14 protein-coding genes are annotated in these 15355 nt (G+C 57.5%); 5 read left to right on the top strand and 9 right to left on the bottom strand.

Translation table 11 applies throughout. The features are described 5' to 3' along the window. Positions 1-55: 55 nt before the first annotated feature. Positions 56-2053: an acetate--CoA ligase gene (gene acs / locus U5O12_RS09645; RefSeq protein ID WP_322578427.1), complete on the bottom strand. Its 1998-nt coding sequence runs from the start codon at positions 2051-2053 to the stop codon at positions 56-58. Positions 2054-2436: 383 nt separating this feature from the next. Between acs and U5O12_RS09640 the strand changes: the two genes are divergently transcribed. Both U5O12_RS09640 and murI read left to right on the top strand, forming a co-directional pair. Continuing rightward, positions 2437-3990, top strand: coding sequence for a fumarate hydratase (locus tag U5O12_RS09640; protein ID WP_322578426.1), 1554 nt, complete (start codon positions 2437-2439; stop codon positions 3988-3990). A 4-nt stretch (positions 3991-3994) separates the two neighbouring features. Further along, complete coding sequence (murI, locus tag U5O12_RS09635; protein WP_322578425.1) at positions 3995-4831, top strand: glutamate racemase; 837 nt, start codon at positions 3995-3997, stop codon at positions 4829-4831. 147 nt (positions 4832-4978) lie between these two features. On the opposite strand, the gene U5O12_RS09630 is transcribed toward murI, so the two are convergent. The 4 genes from U5O12_RS09630 to istA form a co-directional block, all read right to left on the bottom strand. Beyond that, positions 4979-5188 (bottom strand): hypothetical protein, encoded by a 210-nt coding sequence (locus tag U5O12_RS09630; RefSeq protein ID WP_322578424.1) that lies wholly within the window; start codon positions 5186-5188, stop codon positions 4979-4981. Between the two features lie 203 nt (positions 5189-5391). After that, entirely contained in the window at positions 5392-6093 is a 702-nt protein-coding gene (locus tag U5O12_RS09625; protein ID WP_322578423.1) for a calcium-binding protein, read from the bottom strand. 178 nt (positions 6094-6271) lie between these two features. Beyond that, positions 6272-7078 carry an IS21-like element helper ATPase IstB gene (gene istB, locus U5O12_RS09620; protein ID WP_416221475.1) on the bottom strand — a complete coding sequence of 269 codons (807 nt, stop codon included), beginning with the start codon at positions 7076-7078 and terminating at the stop codon, positions 6272-6274. Continuing rightward, complete coding sequence (gene istA, locus U5O12_RS09615; RefSeq protein WP_322578421.1) at positions 7068-8564, bottom strand: IS21 family transposase; 1497 nt, start codon at positions 8562-8564, stop codon at positions 7068-7070. The genes istB and istA overlap by 11 nt, the downstream gene beginning before the upstream one ends. A gap of 192 nt (positions 8565-8756) precedes the next feature. Here istA and U5O12_RS09610 point away from each other — a divergent pair, with 192 nt between their 5' ends. After that, positions 8757-9737 carry an IS30 family transposase gene (locus U5O12_RS09610; protein WP_322578420.1) on the top strand — a complete coding sequence of 327 codons (981 nt, stop codon included), beginning with the start codon at positions 8757-8759 and terminating at the stop codon, positions 9735-9737. Between the two features lie 440 nt (positions 9738-10177). Here the strand turns inward: U5O12_RS09610 and U5O12_RS09605 are convergent, their stop codons facing one another. From U5O12_RS09605 to U5O12_RS09590, 4 genes are all read right to left on the bottom strand, one after another. Continuing rightward, complete coding sequence (locus U5O12_RS09605; RefSeq protein WP_322578419.1) at positions 10178-10615, bottom strand: hypothetical protein; 438 nt, start codon at positions 10613-10615, stop codon at positions 10178-10180. 120 nt (positions 10616-10735) lie between these two features. Then, positions 10736-11119 (bottom strand): nuclear transport factor 2 family protein, encoded by a 384-nt coding sequence (locus U5O12_RS09600; RefSeq protein WP_322578418.1) that lies wholly within the window; start codon positions 11117-11119, stop codon positions 10736-10738. A 34-nt stretch (positions 11120-11153) separates the two neighbouring features. After that, positions 11154-11684 carry a hypothetical protein gene (locus U5O12_RS09595; RefSeq protein ID WP_322578417.1) on the bottom strand — a complete coding sequence of 177 codons (531 nt, stop codon included), beginning with the start codon at positions 11682-11684 and terminating at the stop codon, positions 11154-11156. A 584-nt stretch (positions 11685-12268) separates the two neighbouring features. Next, complete coding sequence (locus U5O12_RS09590) at positions 12269-12607, bottom strand: hypothetical protein (protein ID WP_322578416.1); 339 nt, start codon at positions 12605-12607, stop codon at positions 12269-12271. Between the two features lie 133 nt (positions 12608-12740). Here U5O12_RS09590 and U5O12_RS09585 point away from each other — a divergent pair, with 133 nt between their 5' ends. Together U5O12_RS09585 and U5O12_RS09580 are read left to right on the top strand one after the other, a co-directional pair. After that, positions 12741-13757, top strand: coding sequence for an IS110 family transposase (locus U5O12_RS09585; RefSeq protein ID WP_322578415.1), 1017 nt, complete (start codon positions 12741-12743; stop codon positions 13755-13757). A 471-nt stretch (positions 13758-14228) separates the two neighbouring features. Beyond that, complete coding sequence (locus U5O12_RS09580) at positions 14229-15239, top strand: integron integrase (protein ID WP_322578414.1); 1011 nt, start codon at positions 14229-14231, stop codon at positions 15237-15239. Positions 15240-15355: the final 116 nt, after the last annotated feature.

Genomic DNA, 15355 nt, shown 5'->3' with positions numbered 1-15355 from the left:
AAGTGCAGCGGCTTTTTATTTGGGTGGGGCGATTGACATCGCCCCACATGGCCAATCAGTAAGCTTGGCCCAATTGATCGAGAATCGCCGGATTCTCCAGGGTCGAGGTGTCTTGCGTGACCGCTTCGCCTTTGGCTAGCGAACGCAGCAGGCGGCGCATGATCTTGCCGGAACGGGTCTTGGGCAGGTTCTCGCCAAAGCGGATGTCCTTGGGCTTGGCAATCGGGCCAATTTCCTTCGCTACCCAGTCGCGCAGTTCCTTGGCAATCGCTTTGGCTTCGTCGCCCTTGGGCATGGGGCGCTTGAGCACCACAAATGCGCAGATGGCTTCGCCAGTCAGGTCATCAGGGCGGCCCACCACGGCGGCTTCAGCCACCAGGTCGGTCTTGGCCACCAGCGCGGATTCAATTTCCATCGTGCCCATGCGGTGGCCCGACACGTTGAGCACGTCGTCGATACGGCCGGTGATGCGGAAATAGCCACGGTCGGCACTGCGCACCGCACCGTCACCGGCCAGGTAAAGCTTGCCGCCCATCTCCTCGGGGAAGTAGGCTTTCTTGAAACGCTCGGGGTCATTCCAGATGGTGCGGATCATCGACGGCCAAGGGCGCTTGACCACCAAGATGCCGCCGGTGCCGTTGGCGATGTCATTGCCCACCTCGTCCACGATGGCAGCCATGATGCCGGGCAGTGGCAGCGTGCAGCTGCCGGGCACCAGCGGTGTGGCGCCGGGCAGCGGCGTCATCATGTGGCCGCCGGTTTCGGTCTGCCAGAAGGTGTCCACGATGGGGCAGTTTTCGTGGCCCACGTTCTTGTAGTACCACATCCACGCTTCGGGGTTGATGGGCTCGCCCACTGAGCCAAGGATGCGCAGACTGGACAAGTCGGAGCGGTCCGGGTGCACTGCGGCATCACTTTCAGCGGCCTTGATCAGCGAACGAATGGCGGTGGGCGCGGTGTAGAAAATCGTGCACTTGTGGCGCTCGATCATCTGCCAGAAGCGGCCCGCGTTCGGAAAAGTCGGCACGCCTTCAAAGATGATTTGTGTGGCACCTGCAGCCAAGGGGCCGTAGGCCACATAGGTGTGGCCGGTGATCCAGCCTATGTCGGCGGTGCACCAGAACACGTCTTCGGGCTTCAGGTCAAAGGTCCAGTCCATGGTGAGCTTGGCCCACAGCAGGTAACCGCCGGTGGAGTGCTGCACGCCCTTGGGCTTGCCGGTGGAGCCCGAGGTGTAGAGGATGAACAGCGGGTGCTCCGCGCCCACGGGCACGGGTGCGCATTCAGTGCTCTTGCCAGCCAGGGCTTCGTCAAAGGTTTTGTCGCGGCCGGGCACCATGTTGCAAGCAGTCTTGGTGCGCTGGAAAACGTACACGGTCTTGATGGTGTCACAGCCCCCCAAGCCCAGGCCTTCGTCCACGATGGCCTTGAGCGGCAGCTCTTTGCCGCCACGCATCTGGTAGTTACTGGTGATCACCGCCACGGCACCCGCGTCGATGATGCGCTCTTGCAAGGCCTTGGCCGAGAACCCGCCAAACACCACGCTGTGGGTGGCGCCAATGCGCGCGCAGGCTTGCATGGCAATCACGCCCTCCAGCGTCATGGGCATGTAGACCAGCACGCGGTCGCCCTTTTTCACACCATCGGCTTTGAGCGCATTGGCGAACTGGCTCACGCGGGCCAGCAGCTCTTTGTAGGTGGTCTTGGTGACGGTTCCGTCATCGGCTTCAAAGATCACGGCCACCTTGTTCTCGGTGGGCGTGCCGATGTGTTTGTCCAGGCAGTTGGCCGAGGCGTTGAGCTCGCCATCGTCAAACCACTTGTAAAAAGGCGCGTTGGATTCGTCCAGCGTGCGGGTGAAGGGCTTGTTCCACACCACGTTATCGCGGGCCAAGCGAGCCCAGAAGCCTTCAAAGTCCTTGTCCGCTTCGGCGCACAGGGCGTTGTAGCCCTCCATGCCTGAGATGCGAGCGGCTTTGACCATGGCCTCGCTGGGGAGGAACACGCGGTTTTCAACCAGCAGGGATTCCATGGCAGATGTCGATGTACTCATATTTTTGTCTCCTCGAACGTATCAAAACTGCCCGGACTGTGGTGGCCTGCACTTACAAGCCACTGACTGGCGGCTAGCTTACAAAACCACACGAAATCCGCCTCCAAGGCGCTAGCCCGCAAATACAAGCCAATTTGGCACCTAGCCCTTATGGAATATGCGCAAGCAGCTACTCATTTGATAGCAAAAGAAAGTCCCGACAGCATGTGGCGTCCGCTTACGGCCTCGCCCACGGCAAATAGGCACCACGGTACACGCCTTTGTAAGGCACACGGAAGGCTCGGCAGGGGTTGACCTGTCAAAATAGCGGCTGGAAGACTTTCAGCATAGCCCTCAATCAAAGCAATGCCCAGCCACGGGGATTGCGCTCACCGCCCACCGCCATGACGACCTCCATCCGCCAAGCCGACCTGATCGAATCCATCTCTGCCGCGCTGCAGTACATCAGCTACTACCACCCGGCCGATTACATTGCCCACTTGGCCCGCGCCTACGAACGCGAGCAAAGCGCTGCCGCCAAAGACGCGATTGCCCAAATCTTGACCAACAGCAAGATGAGCGCCACGGGCCACCGCCCGATCTGCCAGGACACCGGCATCGTCAACGTGTTCCTGAAGGTCGGCATGGATGTGCGCTGGGAAGGCTTTACCGGCAGCCTGGACGACGCTGTCAACGAAGGCGTGCGCCAGGGCTACAACCACCCCGACAACACCCTGCGCGCCAGCGTGGTGGCTGACCCCGAGTTCCAGCGCAAGAACACCAAGGACAACACGCCCGCGGTCATCTTCACCGAGATCGTGCCCGGCAATACCGTCGAAGTGACGGTGGCCGCCAAGGGTGGTGGCTCCGAGAACAAGAGCAAGATGTACATGCTCAACCCCGGCGATAACGTGGTCGACTGGGTCTTGAAGACGGTGCCCACCATGGGCGCGGGCTGGTGCCCACCCGGCATGCTGGGCATCGGCATTGGCGGCACGGCCGAAAAAGCCGTGCTGATGGCCAAGGAAAGCCTGATGGACGACCTGGACATGTACGAGCTGCAGGCCAAGCAGGCCAGCGGCGCCGAGCTTGACAACGTCGAAAAGCTGCGCCTGGAGCTGTTTGAGAAGGTCAACGCACTGGGCATTGGCGCGCAGGGCCTGGGTGGACTGACCACGGTGTTGGACGTCAAGATCAAGATGTACCCCACCCACGCGGCCAGCAAGCCGATTGCGATGATTCCCAACTGTGCGGCCACCCGCCACGCGCACTTTGCCATGGATGGCAGCGGCCCGGTCTACCTGACTCCGCCCTCATTAGACCTATGGCCCAACGTGAACTGGACCCCCAACACCGAACTCAGCAAGCGCGTGGACCTGAACACCCTGACCAAGGACGAAGTGGCAAGCTGGAAACCCGGCCAAACCCTGCTCTTGAACGGCAAGATGCTGACCGGCCGCGACGCCGCGCACAAGCGCATCCAGCAAATGCTGGCCAAGGGCGAAAAGCTGCCCGTGGACTTCACCAACCGCGTCATCTACTACGTGGGCCCCGTGGACCCCATCAAGGGCGAAGCGGTGGGCCCCGCTGGCCCGACCACCGCCACCCGGATGGACGGCTTCACCGAAATGATGCTGGCCCAAACCGGCCTGATCTCCATGGTCGGCAAGGCCGAACGCGGCCCGGTCGCCATCGAAGCCATCAAGAAGCACAAGAGTGCGTACCTGATGGCCGTGGGCGGCGCGGCCTACCTCGTCAGCAAGGCGATCAAGGCTGCCAAGGTGGTCGGTTTTGAAGACCTGGGCATGGAAGCGATTTACGAGTTCGACGTGGTCGACATGCCCGTCACCGTGGCCGTGGATTCGGGCGGCACCAGCGCCCACATCACCGGCCCCGCCGAGTGGCAAAAGAAGATCGCCACCGGCGAGTTCAAGAGCATTCCCGTCACCTCGCGCTAAGCCCTTGGTAGTCGCAGCGACAAAGCCCTCTGTCAGCCACCCCATCGGGGTGTTTGACAGCGGCGTGGGCGGCTTGAGCGTGCTGCGCGCGCTGCGCGCAGAGCTGCCACACGAACAGTTTGTCTACGTGGCCGACAGCGGCAACGCGCCCTATGGCGAGAGGGATGATGGCCACGTCACCACCCGCTCCCACGCCATCACCGACTACTTGCTGGGCCACCACCAGATCAAGGCGCTGGTGGTGGCCTGCAACACGGCTACGGCGGCGGCCATCAAAACCTTGCGCGCGGCCTACCCGAGCATTCCGCTGGTGGGCATTGAGCCCGCACTCAAACCTGCGGCGGCGGCCAGCCAGACCAAAACCGTGGGGGTCATGGCCACCCGCGGCACGCTGCAGAGTGAGAAGTTCCAGGCCCTACTCGCGTCATTGCACGGACAAGCCACCTTTGTACTGCAGCCTTGCGACGGCCTGGCGATTGCCATTGAGCACAATGACGCTATCAAAATAGAAGCGCTTTGCACAGATTACACGGGGGCTATGGGCCAATTTGGCTTGAATTCTGGCGCCATGGACACACTGGTGCTGGGCTGCACCCACTACCCCTTTGTGGAGCCGATGCTGCGCCAGTCCATCGGCGAACACGTCACCCTGCTGGAAGGTGGCGCCCCGGTGGCACGCCAAACCCGGCGGCTGCTGGAGGCCGCGGGCTTGCTGGCAAGCCAAGAATCCGCATCGACCGCGCCCACCCGCTTCTACACCACGGGCCCAGTTAACGACTTGCGCGATGCAGCCGCTCGCTGGTTGCAGCTTGACACCGAGGTCAACGCCTTGGCGGTTTGAAGCAGGGAAATGAAAGTGTCGCTGGTAGCATAAACGTGCCGCTTAGGGCGGCATAACTGTGCCGCATAGGTCGAAGAGAGATACTTTGGGCCCATATGAAGGCCTAAGCGGTATATTTAGTTCATTAGTTCGTCAGCCCCCAGTGGCTCATTCCAAAGGATTCACTCCACCGATAGGAGTGATAGACGTGGCGGCATTGAATGTCATCAGGCGTTGGGCATTGTGAGAAGGCATGTCCATCCGCGAGATTTCATCCAGACGCATTGCCACTCCACTGCTTAGCGAGTGCTCTTCCTTGGTGGCTTTTACTATTGAATTTTGTGAGGCTGCGTATTCCAGATCAATACAGCCAGTCATTCCAGTCCAAACCCGCCGCCTGTTCTGATTCAAAAGCGCTACTTCGTCCAATCCAAACTAGGCCACCCATTCCAGTAGAGACCCACCACTCGGGCGGGCATTGCTAAAGATCTTTGGCAATGGACTAGCGCGCCGGTTCATTGACATGCCGCCCTACCGTACTCTAGGGCGCAATACGATGCGCACTGCGCCCTCTCTCCGGCTTACTGCCAGCTCGCCGCAATCACCGGCGCCAGCGTATTCGCGTAGTCCGCCGCCAGCGTCGTCTGCCCCGCAGTCGGGGGCGCAAACGCCGCCATCGCATCCACCAGGTTTTGCACTTGACTATCCAGTAGGACTTTGCCATCGCTGGTCTGGATCTGCTCTGCATGGTATTGGCTGCCAGGATACTGGGATCCAGAATACCAGTCCTTCAGGGTGATGCTGTCCGTGGTGCCGATGACGTTGATGTTCAGGTCGTTGCCGGTATGGGTAAACCACAGCTGGCTGGAACTGATGTTCTCCAAGACCAACTGGTCTTGGCCCCCCGCATCCAGCAGGCTATCTTGGCCATCCCCGGCTGCAAAGAAATACGTGTCATTGCTCCACTGGTCGGCAATGATGGTGTCATTGCCCAGACCTGCACGGACCGTATCATTGCCTCCGCCCGTGGTGATGGTGTCATCCCCAGCGCCGGCATTGATGGTGTCTGCCCCCCAACCTGCCGAGATCAAATCGTTTCCAGCGCCGCTGTTGATGACGTCGTTGCCCCATTCTGCCGTGATGGTGTCATTGCCACTTCCCGTGATGATCGTGTTGTTACCACCACCCGCGTTAACAACGTTGTTGCCATCACCAGCGTTGATGTTATCGGCGCCCCAGCTTGCGGTGATTGCATCGTTGCCCGCTTGTCGGCGCGCATCCAATATTCCTCAGCAGTGCGCGATGAACGAATACTCAGGGAATGCAGCCAGTCTTGAACGACTGACCTGTGGATAAGTTTATCCCAACGGTAGTTTTGTGATGAACTTTCTGTTCATTCAAAACCAGCGTGGGAAGCCGCGCAGGGCGTAGCCCGAAGCGGATTTCCACGCTGAGAACGTCTCAGAATGGCTCCTCTTTTTCAGTGGCTTTGGGCCGCTTGGTTTGTTCCCTTGCCTTGATCCTGGATTTGGCAGTTGCGCTGCTGTGGCGGAATCGGTATGACTCGTTTCCAGTCTCCACAATGTGGCAATGGTGCGTAAGCCGGTCCAACAGTGCCGTAGTCATTTTCGCGTCGCCAAACACGCTGGCCCATTCCGCGAACGTCAGGTTGGTGGTGATCATGACGCTGGTGTGCTCGTACAGCTTGGACAGTAGGTGAAACAGCAAGGCACCTCCAGCCTGGCTAAATGGCAGGTAGCCCAACTCATCCAGAATCACCAAGTCCATGCGCATCAGTGCAAAGGCCAGCTTGCCTGCCTTGCCCGCAGCCTTCTCTTGCTCCAGCAGGTTTACCAGATCCACTGTGGAGTAAAACCGCACCCGCTTGCTGTGCTGGGTAATCCCCGCCACGCCCAATGCTGTTGCCAGGTGTGTCTTGCCGGTTCCCGTGCCTCCGATGAAGACCACGTTGTGTGCAGCTTCTGTGAATGACAAGGTTGCGAGTTCTTTGATCAGACCTTGGTCCACCTTGGAATGATCGAACTCAAACCCTGCCAGATCACGGTGCACCGGGAACTTGGCACTGTGCAATTGGTAGCGGATGGACCGCATGGCACGGTCGGTGTGTTCCATATCCAGCAAGTGCTCTACCAGCCATCGTGCGGTTTGCAGACCCGCAGAATTGCCCTGTGCGACCAGGTCATCCCAGGCGCTGGACATACCGTACAGGCGCAAGTCCTTCAGCTCTGTGGCGACTTCACGCATGATTCACCTCCGCACGCAAGGTGTCATACCGACCAGCATCAGCAATGGGCTCTTCATTTACCTCCAAGTGGGTCTCTACGGATTCGGGGGGCGTCGCTGACTTCAGCCGGTTCAGCACGTTTTCAACATGCTCGGCGCTTGGGTTGCCCGACTCCAGGACCAGTTCCACGGCCACCAGCACCGCTTCCAGACCGGACCTGGGAACGGCCGCCAGTACCTTGGCCATGACCCGATCGCCCCCTTCATGTTTGAGCAGCAAAGCCCGCAACCGCATGAGCGGTTGCGGCATGTCTGCAAAGGGCGCGCCGTTGCGCAGGGCACCAGGCTTGCGTTCGATGATCGGGATGTAGTGCTGCCAGTCGTAGCGTGTTTGCTTGCGCTCAAAGCAGCGCACATGGCTGGCCACCAAGGCGTCGTGCGCGACGAAGTCAATGCGTTCCGGGTACACCCGCACACTCACAATCTGACCGACCAGTTCACAGGGTACGGAGTAACGGCTTCTGTCATAGATCACCAAGCTGGTGCTGCTGACCTTGCCCAGCGTTTCCACATACCCGTCAAATGGCGCCACCATGGGCATGAGGCTGCTTTGCTCATGCTCGAGTATCTCCGCGATGGTGTGCTCTGTGAATTCCGTATGCCGCAGTTCGTTCCACAGAGCCCGGCACCGTGCCAGTAGCCACAAGTTGAGCTCGGTGAAGGAGCCGAACCTCTCCTTGGCTGCGTCCTGCCAAATCCGCAACCGACTGTCCTGCACGTTCTTCTCCACCACGCCTTTCTCCCAGCCACTGGCGACATTGCAGAAGTCCGGATCAAACAGGTAGTGCGAGGCCATCGCTGCAAAGCGTGTATTGACGACGCGGCTCTTGCCCTTGTTGACCTTGTCCACCGCCGTGCGCATGTTGTCGTAAATGCCCCGTCTGGGGATCCCGCCCAGCGCCATGAACGAACGGGTGTGCGCATCGAACAGCATTTCGTGGCTCTGGGTGGGGTAGGCCTGCAGCACAAAGGCACGGCTTGCACACAACTTCAGGTGTGCGGCCAGAATCTTGCGCCACACCCCGCCCACGAGCAGCCGCTCCTCGCTCCAGTCAAACTGGAATGCTTCCCCGAGCTCAAACCGCAAAGGAACAAAGGCCTTGACCACGGATTGACCACCAGCCTCTCGCCACTTGCGAACAAACTCGGTGACGCGGCTGTAGTCTCCGTCAAATCCCTGCGCCTGGATGTCCTTGAATAGCCTCAGTGCAGTGCGCCGGTCACGCTTGGGGCGCCGACTATCCACCTCCAGGGCCTTGGTCAGTTGCGCCGCAAACGGCGCAATCTTGGTGTCATCTGCTACTCGCCGCGGGTACTTCGGTTCCGTGCGTTCAGCCGCATTGAGCCATTTGCTGATCGTCTTTCGGGTAAGCCCCGTGCGTCTTTCAATCTCCGATACCGACAACCCGTCACGGTAAAACAAGCGTCGAACAATGCCCAAATCTTTCATGGTGATCATCTCCTTCGGTCCTGCTTAAAAAAGAAGCAGGCAGGTTAATCACCCTGAGTAATTTTTAGCGCGCGCTACTCATGAATACTGGCGCGGATTCAAGTCCGAAGTGCAACTTTGTAATTAACCGGTTGGGTGGGCGAGATGTGAGAGCATCCGAGCCCCTCGACCGCCAAGTCAAAGTTGCCCTGAATGACCTATACACATCTCACCCAAGACGAACGCTACCAGATTGCCATCCTCGCCAAAGCCCATCATGACCAAAGTAGCATTGCGCAACTGATGGGGCGCCACAAGTCAACCATTAGTCGGGAGCTGCGCCGCAACCGGGGTTTGCGCGGCTACCGCCCCAAGCAAGCCCATCAGCTCTCACAGGAGCGTATGTCTGCCTGCCAAAACGGCCGCAGGATTGCTGATGCGATATGGGTCGTGGTGGATAGCAAACTTGACCTTGCCTGGAGTCCCGAACAAATCAGCGGCTACCTTGAAGTCAATGGGCAACCGGGCGTCAGTCATGAGAGCATCTATCAGCGGATCTACGCCGACAAACGATGCGGTGGCACTTTGCACCAGACGCTACGCTGCCAAAAGGCCCGCAAGAAGCGTTACGGGGGCCGTGAGCGGCGTGGCACCATTCCCAATCAGGTCTCGATAGAGCTACGCCCCGACATCGTGGACCAGCGCGCCAGATTTGGGGACTGGGAGGCTGATCTGGTCATCGGTGCAGGGCAGAAGCAGGCGCTGGTGACGATGAACGAGCGCACCTCTCGCTATTCTTTGATCGCCCACGTGCCATTCAAGACGGCCCAAGCCGTGGGCGACACCATGATTGCCTTGTTGCAGCCGTTCGCACATTGCGTGCACACACTCACGACGGACAATGGCAAGGAGTTTGCGCAGCATGAGCGTGTGGCCTCATCCCTGAACGCAGACTTCTTCTTTGCGCATCCCTATGCCTCCTGGGAGCGCGGGGCCAACGAAAACATGAACGGTCTTATCCGTCAGTTCTTCCCAAAGAAGATGGCCTTTGATTCCATCAAGCAAAAGGACATTGCCTTTGCCATGGATCGCCTCAATCATCGTCCCAGAAAGTGCCTGGGCTTCAAGACGCCCCATGAAGTTTTTATGAACCAGTTACAGTTCCATCAACAAGCCGTTGCACTTCGAGCTTGAATCCGCCACTTCAAAATGGATACACATAGAACTGCCAACGATATAAAACATAAAAAGTTTGATATTTGCAGCTCGACTGACACCTCTGCAGATGTGCTTGCAAGTGGCGGTCTCTCAGACATAAACGTGGCAACCAAAAAATTCATCAGGACATTTAACCGCACAAGTAAGAGCGCAGCCCATTTGGCTCTCCTTGTGCCGTTATAAAGAAATATGGAGCAAATTGCGAAGAGGGTTGCCGGTATCGCAAACTCAAGATCGGTAGAAAAGCTTTTATATAGCCACAGTAGCGAAATGCAGCCGACTAAGATGGACGAAGCCTTATCGAGTCTCAATTTTTCCACCCTTGCTTGTATAACGTTGAAGGCCACTGGAATGCAACACTCGTCGCGCAGCGACAACCTGATGTTGTGTTTCCATGTGGGCCGACCTGTTGGGCGTCATGGTTGAAGATTGAACGGGCCAATGCAAGTGTTTAGGTCTTCCTTTTCGCACAAAAGAAACATCTTGCCTGCCCGGTGAAGTGCAATGAAATTGGTAGCGACATGACCAACCTCCATGATTGATCCCATGCAATCTGGTTTGCCATTGTCTCTAGTGATTTTGTCTACCCATTTGTAGAAGCCTAGCGAGCTAGGACTGGCCGAAATTTCAAACTCAGACTCGGCAGCCTGCGCGCCACTAGTACCCGCCATGGTTCCATCTTGGTGAATGTTGTAAAGCTCAAAGCACTGCGCCTGAGGAAGATCGATTTTCCAACTGCCAATAAGCGGGTGATCTTTAGGCAGTGGGGTGCGCTTTACCTCTTGCGCCAACACGGAGATAGGCAAGCTGACAAATGCAGCGAGTAAAGCAATACTGAGAAAGCGTTTATTCATGCGAAATACCCTAATGTATGGTGAGAGGATGCGGTAGCTGGCGTCCAACGTGGAGGTAAGCGGCGCTGCGCGGCTTCATCGCGCAGCGTACGCTTGACCGTAGGGTTAGACCACACCGCGCTACCCTTCTGGAACCAAGCTGCTATGGCCCGCGACTACGTGCCAGCTTTCGCTACTTGCGGGCGCCCAAACGCGGGTGTATCTGATACTCGCCGAGAAGAGCTCGTTGGCGTAGACACCTTCTGTCCTCATCTTCACAGAGACTACCGCGAATTGATCGTGGACGACAACCGCTTGCTCAGATGGTTCGAGCTTTGTGAACTTGAGCAGGCCCGAGCCGTGTGCTGAAAGGTCGGCCTGCTTGCTCAGCAGCTGGCCAAGATGATTCGTGAATAGGAGGTCGCCTGAAATCAATCGATCGAGCGATGCAAGGTCAGAGCCCAACATTGCTTGCCGAAGGCGCGACTCGGCTTGGATGATCACGGTTTCACTGGCAACGGACATATGTTTGGGACCTCGTGTGGTCTAACGTTCGCGCTCAGCGGGCGGCGAAGCCGTCCGCTGGAGCAAAGGGTTGAACGGCAGTGTGCCGAATCTGGCGCTGTGAAAAGCCGCTGTTGCCGACCAGGCGCGGAAATTTACTGCCATCAAGCGCATTGCGTAGCCGCTCGCAAACGGCGTGCTGAGAAGCGCCGATCTGGATTTCGCAGGCATTGAAGTAAGACCAAACGCGTTCAGCAACATCGCCGATCTGGGTACCCGAACACCTGATGAACAACTCGATCAAGTCCAGCTGATCCGTTGGATCGTTGTAGGTGTCGATGGCTATTGCGCTGCCGTCGCTGTTGGTCCAGTCAAATACATGAACATCACCGCAGCCAGCGCGAGCGAAGTCGCCGAAATAGGCATTGGCGAGCGGCACAAGGTCGACACAGGCCCCCAGCGCATCAAGAACGGCCTGCAGCTTCGGATGATTCACCTCCGGCCCATCGGAAACTGACGACCACGTCATCAGGTCGCTCATCGAAACGACCAAACGAAATTCGCAACTGACGATCAGCGTCTTCAAGTTGCAGTTCAACGTTGGAGGCCACTGGCACGCAGCATGCGCCGCGCAGCGGCAACCTGCTGCTGGGTGTCCATGTGGGCCGAAATGTTAGAGCACATCTGGCCCCCTTACGTGCATTTGCGTCCGCCGTAGTATCGCAAACCATGCGATAGCGCCAGCTAGGACGGCTACGCCGAAACTATCCCACGACCCTGCCACATACGCCATGTAAAAGGCTACCGCAACGCCACCACCGAGGACCACTGACGCAACGGTTGCACGATGAGAAGGAGCGAGAAGAACGGAAACCACAAGAATTAATGCGGCCGCAATTCCAGCGCACCCTGCGATGATGCCGCCCTCGACATATCGGTACCAGTACGCCGTGCACATTCCTGAGACCATATCCTCAGCAGGACAGAAGCGAGTAGCCACGTCACTCAAACCAAATCCGAGAAGGAACGTAAGAGCCCACGCTGCAACTATTGCAGGAGGTATCGCAAGCCAACGCAGCGTGGTGGTCATTTGATGTGCTTTAACGTAAAGGTGAGCGAGCGCCGTAGGCGGTCCGCTCGACTGGCATGTTAAAGAGCATTGCAGCCACTTCAGCGTTCCACAAGATCAACAATAGACCAACGCGCATCGCGTTTCTTTGCGACGACGGTAAAACAACGCGCTTCGGGCGCACAGAGCACAAACAATGCCTCACCCGAAAAATCGCTTTGAGCAAAGCGAAATGAGGCAAACCGCTTTAGCTCAACCGCAGTGGGCTGTACGTTGAGCTTGGAACCAACTGCGGAACGACCCAGCTCATATGGTTCGGAGGTCGTGATCCAAAGTTGTCCCAGAGCAGCAATAGCTATGAACATGGCAATGACGAACGCGATGGTCCCAAACAGCTTGCGCTTTGTCATTGAGGCCCAAGGTGAAGTGAACAGATCCATATGCGCTTTAACGAATGAAAGGGACTTCCCCGTCCCAAACAAGCCGCGTCCCGTCAGGGTTGCGGTTTACGGCAACTAAGTGCCAAGATGGAGAGGCAAATCTTTTCATCAACTTGTTTTGAGAGGGGAAATCATGACTATCGTAACCGTTGGAATCGATCTGGCAAAGAATGTCTTTGCCGTTCATGGCGTAGACGAGACGGGCAAGCCCGCTCTGGTGCGCCCCAGTGTTGCGCGCGGCAAGCTGCTGGAAATGATAGCGAAACTACCGCCGTGTCTCATCGGAATGGAAGCCTGCTCGGGCGCACACCACTGGGCACGTGAATTTGAGAAGTTCGGCCACACCGCTCGTTTGATGGCACCCAAGTTCGTGGTGCCATATAGGCTGTCGGGTAAGCGTGGCAAAAATGACGCAGCGGATGCAGCCGCCATCTGTGAAGCAGTTACCCGACCAAATATGCGCTTCGTGCCGATCAAGTCGCTGGAGCAACAAGGGCACTTGCTGGTGCATCGTGCCCGACAAGGCTTTGTCGAACAACGCACCGCAACGATTAACCGCATTCGTGGTCTGCTTTCTGAGTTTGGTGTGGTTTTGCCCCAGAAAGCTGCCGTCGTTCGACGTGAGGCACTGCATCGACTTGAAGATTTGCCTGGCTGGATCAACACCGTAATCGGGGACCTGCTCAGCGAGGTAAGCCGCCTGGATGAGCGCGTCACCCAATACGACCAACACATCGCCACACTGGCCAAAGCAGATTTAGCTACACAGCGTCTGATGCAATTACCCGGAGTGGGGCCGACGACAGCTACGGCACTTGTCAGCACCATTGGCAATGGACACGACTTCAAGAGTGGTAGGCAGCTCAGTGCTTGGCTAGGCCTTGTTCCGGGGCAATACAGCTCAGGTGGTAAGCAGCGCTTGGGTCACATTACCAAAGCTGGCGATCCGTATTTGCGCTCATTGTTGGTATTGGGTGCACGGGCCGTGCTGGTTGCTGCGAAGAATAAAACGGATTCAGTAAGCAAATGGGCCATGAGCTTAGCCGAGCGGCGAGGCTACTGGAGAGCGATTGTGGCTATTGCCGCTAAGAATGCGCGAATGTGTTGGGCAGTGCTCAACCGGGGGGATGCGTTCTGTTTGCCCACCTGAGCTTTGAATATTAAAAACAGGGTTCGTTGATGTCACCGCGTGAAAGCTAGTGTTGATGTGCAAAAGGTTGGACCTGCGTGGGGAGTGACTGACTACATTACGGAGACACCTCGGTGTGCTCGGCTAACGAATGAGTCCCCCACGTGCGTCTTTCATCAGGGTCCGCAGGCGTCATGTCTGCAGCAATGACCGTTTGTAGTTTCGCTGTCCGCACCTCTTGTCACTTGAAAAGCACAGCTCAGCGCAGAACTTGGAGCCAAAAGCAGTGCGGGGTCAATCGCTTGCGCGATTCAACCCCGGTGGATTTTTGTTTGACAAAAGTGGGGAAGCCCTTGTAGTAATGTAGTTAGGTCATACCGGTGGATACACCAGGGACGCGACGATACATCTTTTTTGAAAAAACAGCGAAACCCGCTTGTCTGCTGGCTTTGGTGTCCATATACTGGATGAATAAACAGGTATAAATTTTCCATGAAACCCGGCGCTCCTCCGTTGCAGTCTGCCCGCTTGCTCGATCAGGTACGCGAGCGGGTTCGGTATTTGCACTATAGCTTGAAGACGGAAAAGGCCTACCTGTACTGGGTGCGCTTTTTCGTCCGTTGGAGTGCCACCCAGCTTGGCGGCATGCGCCATCCCAGAGACATGGGTGTTCAAGAGGTGGAGGCGTTTCTGTCCATGATGGCCAATGAGCGCAAGGTATCAGCGTCCACTCACAACCAGGCGCTCAGCGCCATCCTCTTTTTGTACCGAGAAGTACTCAACATCGATTTGCCATGGCTCAACAATATCGGCCGTCCCCATCAGACCAAGCGCATCCCGACGGTGTTGACCAAAGAGGAGGTCGCAAGCCTTTTGGTGCAGATGGAAGGGACCACTGCACTACTTGCTCGATTGCTGTACGGCACCGGTATGCGTTTGATGGAGGGCTTGCGCTTGCGCGTCAAAGACGTTGACTTTGACCGCCATGCCATTGTTGTGCGCGAGGCGAAGGGCAATAAGGACCGGGTCGTGATGCTGCCGCATTCGCTTGAAGGCGCCCTCAAACGGCAGATGTTAATCGCTCGAAGTCTGTGGGAGGCGGATCGATTGGCTCAGCGCGGCGGCGTAGACACGCCCCACGCACTGGAGGTCAAATATCCGAAGGTGGGTAACACATGGGGTTGGTTTTGGATGTTTCCGTCGCCCACGTTGTCGACCGATCCACGTAGCGGTGTGGTTCGCCGCCATCACTTATTCGAGGAACGCCTGCAGCGTGCCCTCAAAAAGGCGGTTGTACAGGCGGGCATCGCTAAGCCCGTATCCGTTCACACCTTGCGCCACTCATTTGCAACGCACCTACTGCAGGCGGGCACCGACATCCGCACCGTGCAGGAGCTTCTGGGGCACAGCGACGTGAGTACGACCATGATTTACACCCATGTATTGAAGGTGGCCGCAGGAGGTACAGCCTCGCCATTGGATTCACTTTTACCCATCCAATGACGGGTATCGAGAAGCGACTCAACGGGCAACCAACTGCAAATTGGAATAAATAATCGCGGCCGAGGATTTAGAAGTGACCCGCCGGTTAGCTGACGTTGGCGATTGGCTGGTTATGG

This window comes from Rhodoferax sp., assembly GCF_034519335.1.
Lineage (GTDB): Bacteria > Pseudomonadota > Gammaproteobacteria > Burkholderiales > Burkholderiaceae_C > Allorhodoferax.
Note: the sequence above shows the minus strand (reverse complement) of the source record. Positions and strands in the feature narration are given on the sequence as shown.